The 14,160-nt window shown below is 59.8% G+C and carries 18 protein-coding genes and 1 tRNA gene; 11 read left to right on the forward strand and 8 right to left on the reverse strand.

Features of this window, described 5'->3' with window-relative positions; genetic code table 11:
- Positions 1-37 precede the first annotated feature (37 nt).
- Complete coding sequence (locus BW974_RS27140; RefSeq protein ID WP_368275025.1) at positions 38-1,330, reverse strand: DUF7125 family protein; 1,293 nt, start codon at positions 1,328-1,330, stop codon at positions 38-40.
- An 81-nt stretch (positions 1,331-1,411) separates the two neighbouring features.
- On the opposite strand from BW974_RS27140, the gene pyrB reads away from it, so the two are divergent.
- The 3 genes from pyrB (at position 1,412) to BW974_RS08255 (ending at position 3,717) form a co-directional block, all read left to right on the forward strand.
- Positions 1,412-2,323, forward strand: coding sequence for an aspartate carbamoyltransferase (gene pyrB, locus BW974_RS08245; protein ID WP_076429642.1), 912 nt, complete (start codon positions 1,412-1,414; stop codon positions 2,321-2,323).
- Positions 2,320-2,781, forward strand: a complete 462-nt coding sequence (pyrI, locus tag BW974_RS08250; RefSeq protein ID WP_049970300.1) for an aspartate carbamoyltransferase regulatory subunit — start codon at positions 2,320-2,322, stop codon at positions 2,779-2,781. Before pyrB ends, pyrI begins: the two co-directional genes overlap by 4 nt.
- A 75-nt stretch (positions 2,782-2,856) precedes the next feature.
- Positions 2,857-3,717: a hypothetical protein gene (locus BW974_RS08255; RefSeq protein WP_076429644.1), complete on the forward strand. Its 861-nt coding sequence runs from the start codon at positions 2,857-2,859 to the stop codon at positions 3,715-3,717.
- Here the strand turns inward: BW974_RS08255 and BW974_RS08260 are convergent.
- Both BW974_RS08260 and BW974_RS08265 read right to left on the reverse strand, forming a co-directional pair.
- Positions 3,714-4,343, reverse strand: coding sequence for a VOC family protein (locus tag BW974_RS08260; RefSeq protein WP_076429646.1), 630 nt, complete (start codon positions 4,341-4,343; stop codon positions 3,714-3,716). The genes BW974_RS08255 and BW974_RS08260 overlap by 4 nt on opposite strands.
- Before the next feature lie 45 nt (positions 4,344-4,388).
- Positions 4,389-5,303, reverse strand: coding sequence for an FKBP-type peptidyl-prolyl cis-trans isomerase (locus tag BW974_RS08265; RefSeq protein WP_076429648.1), 915 nt, complete (start codon positions 5,301-5,303; stop codon positions 4,389-4,391).
- A gap of 105 nt (positions 5,304-5,408) precedes the next feature.
- Between BW974_RS08265 and BW974_RS08270 the strand changes: the two genes are divergently transcribed.
- Positions 5,409-6,173 carry a helix-turn-helix transcriptional regulator gene (locus tag BW974_RS08270; protein ID WP_076429650.1) on the forward strand — a complete coding sequence of 255 codons (765 nt, stop codon included), beginning with the start codon at positions 5,409-5,411 and terminating at the stop codon, positions 6,171-6,173.
- A gap of 50 nt (positions 6,174-6,223) precedes the next feature.
- A complete protein-coding gene (locus BW974_RS08275) occupies positions 6,224-6,703 on the forward strand; it encodes a phosphopantetheine adenylyltransferase (RefSeq protein WP_076429652.1) in 480 nt (159 codons plus the stop codon).
- 15 nt (positions 6,704-6,718) lie between these two features.
- On the opposite strand, the gene BW974_RS08280 is transcribed toward BW974_RS08275, so the two are convergent.
- Positions 6,719-7,039: a transcription initiation factor IIB family protein gene (locus BW974_RS08280; RefSeq protein ID WP_076429654.1), complete on the reverse strand. Its 321-nt coding sequence runs from the start codon at positions 7,037-7,039 to the stop codon at positions 6,719-6,721.
- An 86-nt stretch (positions 7,040-7,125) separates the two neighbouring features.
- Between BW974_RS08280 and BW974_RS08285 the strand changes: the two genes are divergently transcribed.
- Positions 7,126-7,210 (forward strand) — tRNA-Leu (locus BW974_RS08285).
- Between the two features lie 514 nt (positions 7,211-7,724).
- Here the strand turns inward: BW974_RS08285 and BW974_RS08290 are convergent.
- On the reverse strand, positions 7,725-8,144 hold the full coding sequence (locus tag BW974_RS08290) for an RNA-binding protein (protein ID WP_076429656.1): 420 nt from the start codon (positions 8,142-8,144) through the stop codon (positions 7,725-7,727).
- Between the two features lie 29 nt (positions 8,145-8,173).
- Positions 8,174-8,362, reverse strand: a complete 189-nt coding sequence (locus BW974_RS08295; protein WP_076429658.1) for a DUF1918 domain-containing protein — start codon at positions 8,360-8,362, stop codon at positions 8,174-8,176.
- 186 nt (positions 8,363-8,548) lie between these two features.
- On the opposite strand from BW974_RS08295, the gene BW974_RS08300 reads away from it, so the two are divergent.
- Positions 8,549-9,103 (forward strand): NUDIX hydrolase, encoded by a 555-nt coding sequence (locus BW974_RS08300; RefSeq protein WP_076429659.1) that lies wholly within the window; start codon positions 8,549-8,551, stop codon positions 9,101-9,103.
- 9 nt (positions 9,104-9,112) lie between these two features.
- On the opposite strand, the gene BW974_RS08305 is transcribed toward BW974_RS08300, so the two are convergent.
- Entirely contained in the window at positions 9,113-9,937 is an 825-nt protein-coding gene (locus BW974_RS08305) for a hypothetical protein (RefSeq protein WP_076430308.1), read from the reverse strand.
- A gap of 236 nt (positions 9,938-10,173) precedes the next feature.
- Between BW974_RS08305 and BW974_RS08310 the strand changes: the two genes are divergently transcribed.
- The 4 genes from BW974_RS08310 to aroA all read left to right on the forward strand — a co-directional run bounded on the left by BW974_RS08310 (position 10,174) and on the right by aroA (position 13,602).
- On the forward strand, positions 10,174-10,353 hold the full coding sequence (locus BW974_RS08310) for a hypothetical protein (protein ID WP_245799959.1): 180 nt from the start codon (positions 10,174-10,176) through the stop codon (positions 10,351-10,353).
- Positions 10,354-10,445: 92 nt separating this feature from the next.
- Positions 10,446-11,588 (forward strand): acyl-CoA dehydrogenase, encoded by a 1,143-nt coding sequence (locus BW974_RS08315; RefSeq protein ID WP_076429662.1) that lies wholly within the window; start codon positions 10,446-10,448, stop codon positions 11,586-11,588.
- A gap of 172 nt (positions 11,589-11,760) precedes the next feature.
- A complete protein-coding gene (locus tag BW974_RS08320; protein WP_076429664.1) occupies positions 11,761-12,213 on the forward strand; it encodes a universal stress protein in 453 nt (150 codons plus the stop codon).
- Between the two features lie 99 nt (positions 12,214-12,312).
- Positions 12,313-13,602: a 3-phosphoshikimate 1-carboxyvinyltransferase gene (gene aroA / locus BW974_RS08325; RefSeq protein ID WP_076429666.1), complete on the forward strand. Its 1,290-nt coding sequence runs from the start codon at positions 12,313-12,315 to the stop codon at positions 13,600-13,602.
- A gap of 51 nt (positions 13,603-13,653) precedes the next feature.
- Here the strand turns inward: aroA and BW974_RS08330 are convergent, their stop codons facing one another.
- Complete coding sequence (locus BW974_RS08330; RefSeq protein WP_076429672.1) at positions 13,654-14,058, reverse strand: Ig-like domain-containing protein; 405 nt, start codon at positions 14,056-14,058, stop codon at positions 13,654-13,656.
- Positions 14,059-14,160: the final 102 nt, after the last annotated feature.

The raw sequence follows: 14,160 nt of genomic DNA on the forward strand, positions 1-14,160 counted from the left end.
CCGATTTCTTGTTTTCTCTTTCCCGTTTTTCGCGGTGTCAGGCAATATCCCGACTGGTGTCGATAGCGACCGATTCGGTGAGTTCGAGTTTGATGGTTTCCGGGAGTGCACGCCCGCCGCGGAACTTCGGCACCGCCAACCGGTTTTCGACCCTATCTCCGGAAATCTCGGTGCGCAGTTGGAACACCACATCGACGGCGTGTTCCGTGATGTCGCGCTGGTCGGGGACGCTCCGGCCGTCGAGGCAGTGAAGCACAGCGAGGCTGTCGGTGCCGCGAACGTGACTCTGCAGGTCGTGCAGGAAGTTCCGGTATCTGGTCGGGTCTTCGCGTTCGAGCAGGTCAACCGGGTCTACGACGAGCGTCGAATCGCTCGGCAGTCGCTGAAACAGTCGCCGGGCGTGGTCGAGCGGCGCATCGCCGGGTATGTAGCGAACTTCAGGTGTCCGTCTGTCGGATGCGCGCCGAAACTCCGCGCTCACGGATTCCTCGGTGCGGTCGGTCGTGAGATAGAGCGTGGGGCGACTCGACGTGAACTCCGACAGGAGGAGTTCGGCTTGGCTCGCGGGGGGTGCACAGAGAGCGACGCTGCTCCCCGGTGGCAGTCCCCCCTCAAGTTTCCGGCCGAGAACCGGAACGCCGGTCGAAAGTCGCTCTCCCATAAATACGACAACTCCGACAGCGTTCATAAGTGTTTGGACAGGATAGCCGACGCGAGAGCATCGTATGCCCGAGCGACGGATTCGTCGGGAAGGACGGGCGGGGCAACGTCGGGAATCGTCGCCAAGACCGGGCTGTCGAGCAGTTGCTCGATGCCGGGCGGCGGCCGTTCCGTTTGGGTCACGACACACCCCACGGTGGGCGTGTTCAGCGCGCGCCATCGCCGCGGTTTTGGCCGTATCGCGGAGACAGGCGGGGTCTGTCGTCGTCACCAGCAGAGCTTGGTCTGCGGCGCGGAGTGGCGTGACGGCGTCCGGCCCTGCCCCGGCGGGACAGTCCACGAGGACGTGGTCTGCACCGTTTTCGAGTCGAGAGAGTGCGGCAGGGAGATGAATCCCTCGGCTTCCGGATTGCGGAGCAGGAACCACTCTAACTCCGGAAAGTCCGGATGGTTCGGGTGGTGGGTGTGAAACGTCCTCGATACTGCCGCCGTTTGCGACCGCCGCGAGTCCCGGTTCGCCGTCTACTTCGGCGAGCAGGTGGAGATTCGGCATGTCGAGGTCGGTGTCAACCGCGAGCACCAACCGGCGAGTTCTGCCGAGTGCACCCGCAAGACCGAACGTCGTCGTCGTTTTTCCACAGCCTCCCTTTCCCCCTGCGATGGCGAGCATACCGTGATTGGTTCCGTCATCCGATTTAAAATTCGGGGCGACCCGTGGCTTTCAAGACTGGTGGTGACGCCTGTTCAAACGATGCGGGACGACCACCTCATTGATACGAAACAACTCGCGCGCGAGGACATCGAAGCCGTCCTCGACCGCGCCGCCGAAATCGACGCCGACCCGTCGGCGTTCGCCGACCGACACGCGGGGAAACTGCTCGGCCTGCTGTTTTACGAACCGAGCACTCGCACGAAGATGAGCTTCGAAACCGCCATCAAGCGCCTCGGCGGAGACATCGTCGATATGGGTTCCGTCGAATCGTCCAGCGTGAAGAAGGGAGAAACCCTCGCCGACACGACGCGCGTCATCGAGGGCTACGCCGACGCGCTCGTGCTTCGCCACCCGAGTCAGGGCGCGGCGAAGATGGTGGGTGACTTCGTGGACGTTCCCCTGCTCAACGCGGGCGACGGCGCGGGCCATCATCCGACGCAGACCTTGCTCGACCTCTATACGATTCGGGAAAACGCCGGACTGGACGACATCACCATCGGCATCATGGGCGATTTGAAGTACGGACGGACGGTTCACTCCCTCGCGCACGCGCTGACGAACTTCGACGTTCGTCAGCACTTCATCAGTCCCGGCAGTCTGCAACTCCCACGGAGCGTCCGGTACGACCTGCACGAAGCGGGTGCGAGCGTTCGCGAGCACACCGACATCGAGGACGTGCTTCCGAATTTGGACGTGCTCTACGTGACGCGCATTCAGCGCGAACGCTTCCCCGACGAGAACGAATACCGGGAGATTGCTGGCGAATACCGTATCGACATGGAGACACTCGAAAATGCGACGGACGATTTGACCATCATGCACCCGCTTCCCCGCGTCGATGAAATCGCACCGGAGGTGGACGACACGGAGTACGCGACCTACTTCGAACAGGCGCACAACGGCGTTCCGGTGCGGATGGCGATTTTGGATTCACTGCTGGAGGAACAATGAGCGACCACGAACTTCGCGTCAGTAAGATTCGAAACGGCACCGTAATCGACCACATCCGCGCCGGACAGGCGCTGAACGTCCTCGCCATCCTCGGCATCGACGGCACCGACGGTGAGGCAGTAAGCGTCGGAATGAATGTCCCCAGCGACCGAATGGGGCAGAAAGACATCGTAAAAGTGGAGGGCAAAGAGTTGAGCCAGAACGAGGTGGACGTGCTGTCGCTCATCGCTCCCGACGCGAGCATCAACATTATCCGCGAGTACGAAGTGGCAGAAAAACATCGGTTAGTGCGTCCCGAGGAAGTCGTCGGTATTCTCTCCTGTCCAAACAGCAACTGTATCACGACGAAAGACGAACCAGTCGAGTCGAAATTCGAGGTGCTTGCGGACGGCGTCCGATGCGAATACTGCGACACCATCATCCGAACCGACCTCGCCGCACATATCAGCGTCAAGTGATAAACGGCGGCTTAACCCGCCAAACTGGCCAAAACGGTCGGTTTAGTTTATGCCGTCCCTCGGACTCGTGGAGGTATGAGAATCCCAATCGGCCAGCGGACTACAGTCGTGTCTGCACTCGTTTTATCGGTTCTCCTCGCACTCTCGGGAGTAACACCGCTCGCTGGCGGCGTCGGTTCGACTCCGAACGCGAACTCGACTCCGAACGCGAACCCGACCATCGGCGACAGTTCCGAAGCGAATGGCCAGTTCAATCAATTCGGACAGTTCGGTCAACTCGGCCAGTACAAGGTCTCCATCGACAACGCGACGATTCGAACGTGGGTACTGCGAAACGCGACGCTACAGAACGCGACGGTAGATACCGTTCGCGTTCGCAGACTCCAAACGGACGATGAAGTCCGTCGAAACGTCACACTGCGCAACGTGGATGTCGCCGAGGTTGAAATCGAAGAAGGCGAACTGCGCAACGTGACCGCACAGCGAATCGTCGTCAGAAATCGGTCCATTCTCGACATTCCGGGCGGCGATATCTTCGACCCGGGCGTAAGAGACCGTGTCATCGAGCGTACCGTCCTCGCCGACGTGACCGTAGAAGGCGCGAATCTCGACACGCTGGTCGTACAAAATATGACCGTCCGAAATGCGGACGTGCCGGAACGTTCCGCCGAGTCGCCAGTTCCACCTGCCGCGACAGACCCCTCATCAACACCGCGCCCAGACGTCGTAATTCAAAACGGAACCGCGGAATCGGCAATCGTTCGAAACGCGACCGCCGGGGAGTGGTCGGCGGAGGAAATCAATAGAGGCAGCGAAGGACAGGAAAACGCGACGAGTTCGCCCGGAAACGGCTCCGATAACGGGAATGATTCCGGCAACGGGAACGACTCCAACACCCGAAACGACTCCAACACCCGAAACGACTCTGACAACTAAAACAGACTTTTCGTGTCTATTTCTACTGTTTCGGTTTGCGACCCATTCGAAAACGCATCGCCAACCAGTCGAAATCGCGGAATCCAAACGTCCTCGCCGTCTCGGATTTCGAGCCCCGGAACGACCCCGAAAACCGACCCAAACGTTTGAGATGCGGTTTCGTCTCCATCAGTAGCCGAAATCGTGAGTTCGACGGCCTCGAAATGCGCGTCGTCCCACGACCCAAGGGAGTTTTCCACGTCGCTTCCGTCAGGATGCAGTTCGACCCGGAACCCCCACGGGGTCATGACGAACGTTCGTCTTCCATCCCGGTCGCGCACCGACCACCCCGCGTTCTCCGCCCGGTCACAAATCGCGTCGAACTCGCTCGTACAGAGTCCGAGGTGGTCGAAATGCGACTCTCGTCCGGGTGCGAGCGTGACGTTCGCGTAGCCTCGCTCTGCGTCCTGAAGACGTAGGCGAAAGTCCTCCGGAATCGAGTCGTCTGCATCCAACGCGTGAGATTCGCCATCGACGTGGCCGAATCGGTGGTTCAGTGGCAAACCGAACTCCGCAAGTCGTCGCTCCGCACCGCTCACGTCCTGCGTGTTGAAGTGGAGATGAAAGAGTCTCGTCGGGGTGTGCATACCCCGATAGTCGTTCACGTCCGAAAAAACGGTTCGGTTACGGCTTTACTCTTCGACGTCTTCCGCTTCGTCGTCCTCGCCTTCCGCTTCGAGTTCTTCGACGATTTCGTCCTCGTCGATGTCGGCATCTTCGAGTGCTTCTTCGAGGTCGGCACCGCCCATGCCGCCCATTCCACCCATACCGCCCATCATGCCACCGGCGGAGCCGTCGATGGTTTCCTGCACGATGACGCGGTCGAGGTCGAGTCGGTCGATAACGTCCTGTGCGATCTGCTGTTTCTGGAACATCCACTGCTGGTTCATCGAGAGCTGTGGCGTCGCCTCGATGTACAGTGTCTCCTTTTCGACCGTCTCGGTTTCGCCGTCCTCGTCCTCTTCCTCGACTTCGTCCGTCTCAATCCACATGTCGAGGTCGGCGTCGATGTACATCGAGAACAGGCCTTTTGCCTTCTCGTCTTGGTCATCGACTTCTTCGAGCACTTCGTACTCGTATTCGATATCCTCGCCTGCGAGCGGGTGGTTGAAGTCCACACGCGCGCGGCCGCCGATGATGGTTTCGACGTAGCCCTGCTGGCCGTCAACGTTGACGCGCGCGCCGGGGTATCGGTCGTCTTCCTGAATCTTGTCGGCGCTGACGGTTCGTACTTCTTCGTTGTCGTACTCGCCGAACGCGAGTTCGACCGTCACGTCGCCTTCCGCGCCCGCTTCCTTGCCGTAAATGTCCTCTTCGACATCCTCGAAGATGTGACCCGCACCGAGAACGATGGTGCGCGGGCCGAACTCTCGGCCTTCGGCTTCGACGCCTTCTTCTTCCGCAACCTCTTCGCTGGTCGTGTCCACGAGGTCGCCCTCTTCGACGGTTCGCGCGGTGTAATCGAGACTGATGAAGTCGCCTTCTTGCAGTCCATCCTGCTGTTCGGTTTCTTCTTCGGTCACTTCTGCTTCTTGTTCGTCACTCATACACGAAACGACACTCGTTCGCCCCTTAAGAATCACGTTTCGCCCGCGAGAGAGTGCATCGTCGAAGAGGGACGTTTACATCCCTCCTTCGTGTAGTTTTCGCCGATGGATGCGCCAGAGGCCGTCACGTTCCTCGCCGGGTCGCCGGAGCGACTGCGCTTGCTTACCCATCTCCGCGAGCAGTCCGGTTCCCCGCGGGACGTAGCCGACGCGACGGACGTTTCCCGCCGGAGCGTTCAGCGAAATCTCTCGGAGTTCGCAGACCGTGGCTGGGTCGAAAAGAAAAATGGTGTTTACGAACTCACCACCAGTGGCGAACTCGTCGCGCGAACCCACACAAAATACGTCGAGACGCTCGGTACGATTTCGGCATACGATTCTTTCTATCGACATCTTCCGGATGCAGACCACGCACCAGACCCCGGATGGTTGGCCGACGCAACGCTCGTTACTGCCACCGCCGACCAGCCACAGGCCCCGGTGAACCACTACGTGAAGCGACTGCGCGCGCGAGAAACAGAAACAGTTCGAATACTCGCTCCCGTCCTGAGCAGATTGTATCACGACGCGCACGCGGAACTCGTGCTGTCTGGCGTCGAAACGGAACTAATCATGCCCCCGGACCGAATCGAAACCGCTCGGTCTTCCAACCCGCTCGAATTTCGACTCGTCAGTCGCGCCATCGACATCTACGAACACGACGGCCCGATTGACTTTGGCCTCACGCTCGGCGACGATTGGGCGTTTGCGGGCGCGTACGACGATGACGGTCAACTCCGTGCACTGCTCGAATACGACGACCCGAATTTTTTCGACTGGGCTGAAACTCTCTATCAGCAGTATCGAAATCGTTCGTCCCCCATTCGCTGACGGCGGGGAGTTCCGAAGGTGATAAACCACGCGGAACCATTCGCCGGTGTATGGACGTGGCGTTGGGTGGGACGTTTGACCCGGTACACGATGGTCACCGGGCGTTGTTCGAGCGAGCGTTCGAACTCGGCGACGTGACAGTTGGACTGACGAGCGACGACCTCGCGCCGAAAACGCGCAACGAAGACCGGAACGTTCGGTCGTTCGCGAAGCGAAAGGCCGACCTCGAAGCCGAACTTCGACCGTTCGCCGACCAGAAAGACCGCGAGTTCGACGTTCGAAAACTCACCGAACCGACCGGTATCGCCACCGAGGAAAAGTTCGACGTTCTCATCGTTTCCCCCGAAACGAAACACGGCGGCGAGCGAATCAACGAAATCCGGGAAGAGCAGGGATTCGACTCGCTCGAAATCGTCGTCGTCCCGCACGTCGAAGCCGAGGACGGCGATATAATCTCCAGCACGCGAATCGTCAAGGGCGAAATCGACGAACACGGCAACCTCACCCCGGCCCAGAGCGGACGCGACTGAGATTTTCTCCGCCGTCTACCACGACGGCGGTTGTAATCCTGCTTCTTCCAGAATCGTCTTCCACCGCTGTTGAATCGTCAGTCGAGCGACACCAATTGCATCCGCCACCGCTTGCTGTGAACGCTGGTCACCTTCGATGAGCGACCCGGCGTAGAGGCTGGCCGCCGCGACGGCGCGCTTCGACCGGTCTTCAGGGTCGTCCACGTCGGAGATCGTCGTGAGAAAGAGATCGGCCGCGCGCGAGCGAGCGCCGGTTTCGAGTTCCAGGCGGTCGGCGGCCTGTTGGAGTTCGGCGAGCCACGCTTCGTTTTCGACTTGGTCACGTGCCCGATACACGACACGAGGTAGTGCGCCATCCGTTATAAACGCTCGTCCGACGAGAGCGACAGGTTCTTATCGCAGAGTTCGGAAGTTGATGTTGCGTGCGGGTAGCCAAGCTAGGCCAACGGCGCAGCGCTTAGGACGCTGTCCCGTAGGGGTCCGCCGGTTCGAATCCGGTCCCGCACATTTTGCCACGAGCAATCTCGCGAGTGGTAAAACTGTGCCGAGCAGATTCAAAGTAGACGAGACGCACGCCCGGGAAGCGAAGCGACCCGGAACGTCTTGGCGTGGTTCGAATCCGGTCCCGCACATTTTACCACGAGCAACTCCACGAGTGGCAAAGTTGGACTACCTCCGAAAAATATGAAAGGTCATCACTCGCCGCTCAGCACAACTTTAGTGATCGCTGAAACCGTCGATAACGCCGCCGCAGTCCGGGCACGACACCATTTCTGTGCCGGTGCTTTTGTGTCCAGTTGGGTTTCCGTTGCGAGTTGTCTTCGAGGTACTTCCGCCGAGCAGTTCAGAACTACAGTATGGGCACTCTTGCATGATACTCACTCACGTTCGATACGTGGTAACATCCGGCAACACACGATGTACCTTGATATACTTTGTGCCGAAGAGACGATTCAGTAGGGAATCGTGGCAATCAGTTTGGAACGACGTGAAAGCCAACGAAAATCAACAAGGGTCGTCGTCAGGCGAGTGCGTCGCGGGCGTTTTCGACCGCGGCGTCTTTCTTCGCGGGATAGGCCTCGACCTTTGCGCGGAGGGTGATTCCCTCGCCGAGTTCAATCGTGTCGCGGTACGCCGACTGCTTGTCGAGCGAGACGAAAAACGAACAGTTGTCGTCCACGCGCTCGTCCAGTTCGTCGCGTACTTGGTCGATATCGGCGAGTTCGCGGAGTTTGCCGAGGACGTGGCGCATCTCGTCGGCGTTTTCGACGCGCGCCGAGAGGACGATGATTCTATCGCCGTGGTGTCCTTCGCTCTTCATTCGGTCGATTTCGACTTCCTCGGGGAGATACGTTTCGAGGGCGGTTTCGACGCGCTGGTCGTCCTCGGTCGCGTAGCAGAACGTCCGCAGGTCGATGTAGTGGAAGGGAACGCTGGCCATGATGGATGTACGAGTGGAAAAAAGAAAAGTTACTCTTCGTCTTCGACGGCTTCGAGCGAATCCTCGGGGATGCCCGTTTCCTGTCCGTCCTCGAAGCTAATCGTGTACGTGGCGTCGCCGAACATGCTCTCCATGACCTGCGTGATTTTGCCCTCTTCGCCGTCGTAGTCGCTGTGCTGGTCGTGCAGGATGACGTGGTCGTCTTCCTCGAAGCTCATACCGCCGAATAGCCCGCCCGATGGTAAAAAGCGACCGATTCCGGAGTGTCGGCGACCGAAGGCTTATTCTGCCTGCCGGAATACCGTGGCACATGATTACACTCGCTCCATCTCCTCTCCCGTCTCGTCGGTTGCATCGTCGGTCGCGCTCCACAGCACCACGGTCACGACCCCACGCGACCAACGATGACGCTCGATGACCTGTGGTTTCTCGCCACCGAGGCGGAACAGCGCGCCGAGCAGGCCTACCACGGACTGACGGACGCCCATACGCAGTTCTTGGAGTTCTCGCGAACCTACGACGTTTCTCGTCGACGGTTTCGGACGCTCGCTCGCAGGGTGTCAGAGAGCGGCGCACCTTACGGCGCGCATACTGCCGTCTATCGACCGTCAGGCGAACTGCTCCTCGTCTGGCACGAAGGCGTGGATATGTGGGTGCTTCCCGGCGGCGGCGTCCGCGACGGGGAATCCTTCCGCGAAACGGCAGAGCGGGAGTTGGGCGAAGAGGCGGGAATCGAGGCCGAGTACGAGGGACTGGGAATTGCGACCCGAACCGCGATACAGTGCGGCGAATATTCGACGTGGGGCGTCCTCCCGGTGTTCGAGGCGAAAGCTGAGACGACCGCGCTGATGGTCAACGACCCCGATGGCGAGATTACCGATGCGAAGTGGTTCGCGGAACTGCCCGAAAACACCCGCGACCGCGAGCAGTTGTGTGCGTGGCGAGACGACCGATTTTAAATTTTGAATTCATTTTCCGTGCGAAACGCCCTCGCGCGAGTCGGCGTCTATTCGCCGAATCGCACCGCGAGCGTTGCTGGATTCGTAGCCGAAGAACACGTCGTTCGCGTATGCATCCGCGACTTCCGTGGCGTGAATGAGGTTGTCGATGTCGATGTCAACCGCGTAGAGTTCGATGCTGAACGGAATGTCGAGGGCGTCCTCGAACCCGGTTGCGATGACTTCCAACCAGTAGGTCGTGGAGTAGGCCATGTCGTACAGCGGGACGACGAACTCGTCTACGTACTCCGAGAGGGCGTCCAAATCCAGTCCGGCGCGTTCGTAGAGGTGGCCGGGATAGGGGTCGGGATAGAGCGTGAGATAGGTCTTCCCGGGAATGCGTTCCGTCGCGTCGGCGACGAACTCTGTGATGACGTTGGCGCGCCATTCCTGCCAGTCGTCGTAGTCGCTTTCTTCGAACTGGGATTCACACTGGTCGCAGTGACAGTACTCCGCGCGCGGGAATCCGATGTCGTCCAGTCGAACGTCGGGGTTTGCCTCCGCGGCGTCGGAAATCATCTCTAACAATCCTTCGCGGTAGGATTCACGGGTTGGACAGATGTAGCCCCAATCGAAGTACGTTCGCTCGCGGGTCGCCAGTTCGCCCTCGTCGCTCACCGGAACCAGCGAGGGGTCGTTTTCGGCGGCGTTGCTGTCGCCGAAACAAGAAATCATGTTCACGCCAGACTCAACCGGTTCGGTCGCGCGTCCCGTCACGTCTTTCATCTCGTAGAAGCCCCATTCGAACTCGGGCCAGTCGAGTTCCTCCGGATTTCGAGTCACCACGCCGTACATGATTCGATAGTTGTGTTCGTCCGGGTAATCGGTTTCGGACGCGAGTTGGGTCGGCCGACCCAACTCGCGTTCCTTTCGACCACCGTCGTCTTTTCAACCACTTTCGAGTGCGCCCGGCATCTTTAGGGGGCTGTAGGTGCTGTTATCTATCCATGCTTCAAACGCTCTTTCGCGTCGTAAAATCCGGAATTGGACTGCTAACTTCCACTGCTCCCGCACCCTCGGGAGGTAATTCCTTGGACAAACTGAACGTCATCTCCCTGCTCGTGCAGGCCGGAAACGCATTCCGGAAAGGAGAGCCGATGAAAGGCGCGATTTTAATCGGCGCGGCGACCATCGCGCCGAAAAACCGAAAGCTGTCGTACCTCGTGCAGGGCGTGGTCACGGCGGACAACATTCGAAAGCGGTTCAAGTAACGTCCGACCGCTAACCGACCGTTCGGTTCGCGCCCACCGCGAACCGAACGGCGATGGGAAAAGTAAAGGATTGACTGCCCGCATTTTCAGGTATGGACTTCAGTCTCTCCGCAGAGCAGAAACAGATTCGGGACATGGTCGCGGAGTTCGTAGACGAGGAAATCAAACCTCGCGCCGCAGAAATCGACGAAACCGACGAGTTCCCCGCAGACCTCGTGGACGAGATGGCCGACCTCGGCCTGATGGGAATGCCGTTCCCCGAGGAGTACGGCGGGGCCGGACTCGACTACCACTCCTACGCAATCGGACTCGAAGAAATATCGCGCGGTTCGGGCGGCCTCGGCACCATCGTCGCGGCCCACACCAGTCTCGCGGGCAACATGCTCTACGAGTTCGGCAACGAAGAACAGAAACAGGAGTACCTCACGCCACTCAACGAGGGCACCGACATCGGCGCGTTCGCGCTCTCGGAACCCGGCGCAGGAAGCGACGTTCCGGCGATGGACACCACCGCGGAAAAGGACGGCGACGAGTACGTCCTGAACGGCGGCAAACTCTGGATTTCGAACGGCTCGGTTGCTGAAACCGTTACCGTCTTCGCCAAAACCGACGAGGACGCGGGCAACAAGGGCATCTCCTCGTTCGTCGTCCGACCCGAGGAAGATGACGGCTTCTTCGTCGAGGGGACAGAGCACAAACTCGGCGATAAGGGCTGTCCGACCGCAGAACTCCGATTCGACGACATGCGGATTCCGGAAGACCGCCTGCTCGGGAAGGAAGGCCGCGGCTTCGTTCACGCGCTGAAGACGCTGAACGGCGGTCGAATCACCATCGCCGCACGCAGTATCGGACTGGCCCGCGCCGCGAAGGACGACGCGCTCGAATACGCCCAACAGCGAGAGCAGTTCGACCGGCCGATCAGCGACTTCCAGACCATCCAGCACAAACTCGCGGACATGGACACGAAGGTTAGCGCCGCGAAACTCCTGATGCATCAGGCTGCAGACCGCAAGATTCGCGGCGAAGATTACATCAAGCAGGCTGCGCAGGCCAAACTGTTCGCCAGCGAAATCAGCCGCGAAGTCGCAAACGAAGGCATCCAGATTCACGGCGGCTACGGCTACACCACGGATTTCGACGCGGAACGCTACTACCGCGACGCCAAACTGAACGAAATCTACGAGGGGACGAGCGAAGTACTCCGGAACACTATCGCTGCGCAGATGCTGGACTGAACAGTCGGTCGTTTTTCGACAGACTACTCGGTTTTCGACAGGTTACTCGCATTTTACACGGGTCGACGAGCCAACAATTCAACGAGCGCATGAACAGTCCGCCGAATCCTGAGTGAGCCCTCACATTGTAGCCGAAATTCACATTCGGTTACGAACCCTATATCTCGTGGTCATGGGGGGATACGTAGTCGCAATCGACGGGTCACAGGAAAGCATGGATGCGCTTCGTTACGCAATCGGCCTCGCACGCGACACGGGTGCGAACATCACGGCGATTCACATCGTCGTTCCGAATCAGCAGTTCACGGCGGGTGACACCGCGCCGACGAGTTTCGCGGAGGCCGAGCGCGACATCCTGCTGTCGAACATCGAAGATGCCGAAACGCGCGGGCAGGAACTGTTGGACGAAGCGTCGGCAGTCGCGAAACAGGAAGGGTTGGAGATAGAAACCGGACTGCTGTACGGCGAACCGGTCGAACGAATCACGGAGTACGCCGACGAGAACGAGTTCGAGGCCATCTTTCTCGGCCACCGTGGAACGTCGGAACGCTACGAAGGCCTGTTCGGAAGTACTGCGAAGAACGTCGCGGGACGAGCGACCGTTCCGGTGACGATTGTGAGGTAACCGCTCTGCTATGCGAACCCTCCGACCGGAGGGTTCGCATCGGCGGCGATATTGACGGGAGGCGGTATGCTATTACCCCTCCCACACGACGACTCGCACATGAACGTCGAACTCTCCCAATCGTCACTCTCGGGAACGGCGCGGGCACCGTCGTCGAAGAGCTACACCCACAGAGCGATTCTCGCCGCGGGCTACTCCGGCGGCGCGCTGGTGTACGACCCACTCGTGAGTGCCGACACCAAAGCCACGATGCGGGCCGTGGACGCCTTCGGCGGCGACGTAACCGACACCGGAGAGGCCCTCGAAATAGACGGCTTCGACGGGGAACCGCAAATTCCGGCGGACGTTATCGACTGTGCGAACAGCGGGACGACGATGCGACTAGTTTCCGGAACGACCGCACTGGTGGACGGCATCACGGTGCTGACCGGCGATTCGTCGCTTCGCTCGCGCCCGCAAGGGCCGATGCTGTCGGCTATCGAGCAACTCGACGGCCGGGCCGAGAGCAGTCGCGGAAACGGCAAAGCTCCGCTCGTCATGAAGGGGCCGGTGTCGGGCGACACGGTGTCGATTCCGGGGGACGTTTCGTCGCAGTACATTTCCGCTCTGCTGATGGCGGGCGCGCTGACCGAGGACGGTATCGACATCGAACTCGAAACAGAACTCAAATCGGCACCCTACGTTGACATCACGCTCGAACTGCTGGCCGATTTCGGCGTCGAAGCCGAAAAAGACGGCCGAACATTTTCAGTTCCGGGCGGGCAGTTCTACGAACCGACCGACGGCGAATACCACGTCCCCGGCGATTTCTCGTCAATCTCCTATCTGCTCGCGGCGGGCGCAGTCGCGGCGAAGGAGGACGAAGAACTTCGAATCAGAGGTGCGTACCCGAGCGCGCAGGGTGACACGTTCATCGTGGACGTGTTAGACAGGATGGGCGCGGACGTGAACTGGAATCGGAACGACGGTATTCTCACGGTGAAACGCTCGTCGCTTTCGGGCGTTGAAGTCGATGTGGGCGATACTCCGGACTTGCTTCCCACCGTCGCCGTCCTCGGCGCGATTGCCGACGGCGAGACGACAATCGTCAACTGCGAACACGTCCGGTACAAGGAAACCGACCGCGTGGCCGTGATGGCGAGCGAACTCGACGCCCTCGGCGCAGTCGTCGAGGAGGAAGAAGACGAACTCACGATTCGGGGAGAAGAATCCGATTTGTCGGGAACGGACGTGGCGGGCCACGGTGACCACCGAATCGTCATGTCACTCGCCGTCGCCGGACTCGTCGCCGATGGAACCACGACGATTGCAGGTGCGGAACACGTCGATGTTTCCTTCCCGAATTTTTTCGAAGTGCTGTACGACCTCGGCGCGAAGATAGAGCGATAGCGTTAGTCGGAACCGGAATCCCGGTGTGAAATTGGGAGTCGGGCGGTTTCGCTAACTGGTCGTCCCGTACCCTTCGTCCGAATTTTGGCACGTCGCGGTGATGCCGATGCCGTCCATTCCGACATCGACTAAAATCGTGTTCGTCTCACAGCCCCACATATCCCACTCCGCGACGCGCCACATGCCGTTGTCGACCTCGACTCGTACCTCGTATTCGCCTGCTTCCAGCACGTTTTTGCGGGTTCCGACCCACCCGGGCCAGAGGGAGAACTCCGACTCGTACGCCTCGTCGGAGTCCAGACCGTGAACCGAGACGAAAATAGCGTGTCTGCTATCGAAGTAGTTGCGAACACGGATGCTAACCGGGTTCGCGGGCGGGCTATCGGAGGGGAGAACTCCGACACAGCCGGGAAGGCCTGCAAGACCAAGCAGGGCGGCGAAACGACGCCGTTTCATCGGATTGCCTTTCACTGCCGGGGTATAAATTTTCTTTTGCGATGCGTGGCGAAACGTACCGCCTCCTACAACATCTAAATGGCCTGCACGCAGAACAGGGTG

It is taken from the genome of Haladaptatus litoreus (assembly GCF_900156425.1).
Taxonomy (GTDB): domain Archaea; phylum Halobacteriota; class Halobacteria; order Halobacteriales; family Haladaptataceae; genus Haladaptatus; species Haladaptatus litoreus.

Coding starts and splice junctions, on each gene's coding strand:
- aroA (WP_076429666.1), top strand. CDS start 12,313: ATGAACGTCGAACTCTCCCAATCGTCACTCTCGGGAACGGCGCGGGCA.
- BW974_RS08330 (WP_076429672.1), bottom strand. CDS start 14,058: ATGAAACGGCGTCGTTTCGCCGCCCTGCTTGGTCTTGCAGGCCTTCCC.
- BW974_RS08290 (WP_076429656.1), bottom strand. CDS start 8,144: ATGGCCAGCGTTCCCTTCCACTACATCGACCTGCGGACGTTCTGCTAC.
- BW974_RS08270 (WP_076429650.1), top strand. CDS start 5,409: ATGGATGCGCCAGAGGCCGTCACGTTCCTCGCCGGGTCGCCGGAGCGA.
- BW974_RS08275 (WP_076429652.1), top strand. CDS start 6,224: ATGGACGTGGCGTTGGGTGGGACGTTTGACCCGGTACACGATGGTCAC.
- BW974_RS27140 (WP_368275025.1), bottom strand. CDS start 1,330: ATGCTCGCCATCGCAGGGGGAAAGGGAGGCTGTGGAAAAACGACGACG.
- BW974_RS08260 (WP_076429646.1), bottom strand. CDS start 4,343: ATGCACACCCCGACGAGACTCTTTCATCTCCACTTCAACACGCAGGAC.
- BW974_RS08295 (WP_076429658.1), bottom strand. CDS start 8,362: ATGAGCTTCGAGGAAGACGACCACGTCATCCTGCACGACCAGCACAGC.
- BW974_RS08265 (WP_076429648.1), bottom strand. CDS start 5,303: ATGAGTGACGAACAAGAAGCAGAAGTGACCGAAGAAGAAACCGAACAG.
- BW974_RS08315 (WP_076429662.1), top strand. CDS start 10,446: ATGGACTTCAGTCTCTCCGCAGAGCAGAAACAGATTCGGGACATGGTC.
- BW974_RS08305 (WP_076430308.1), bottom strand. CDS start 9,937: ATGTACGGCGTGGTGACTCGAAATCCGGAGGAACTCGACTGGCCCGAG.
- BW974_RS08300 (WP_076429659.1), top strand. CDS start 8,549: ATGACGCTCGATGACCTGTGGTTTCTCGCCACCGAGGCGGAACAGCGC.
- BW974_RS08255 (WP_076429644.1), top strand. CDS start 2,857: ATGAGAATCCCAATCGGCCAGCGGACTACAGTCGTGTCTGCACTCGTT.
- pyrI (WP_049970300.1), top strand. CDS start 2,320: ATGAGCGACCACGAACTTCGCGTCAGTAAGATTCGAAACGGCACCGTA.
- BW974_RS08320 (WP_076429664.1), top strand. CDS start 11,761: ATGGGGGGATACGTAGTCGCAATCGACGGGTCACAGGAAAGCATGGAT.
- pyrB (WP_076429642.1), top strand. CDS start 1,412: ATGCGGGACGACCACCTCATTGATACGAAACAACTCGCGCGCGAGGAC.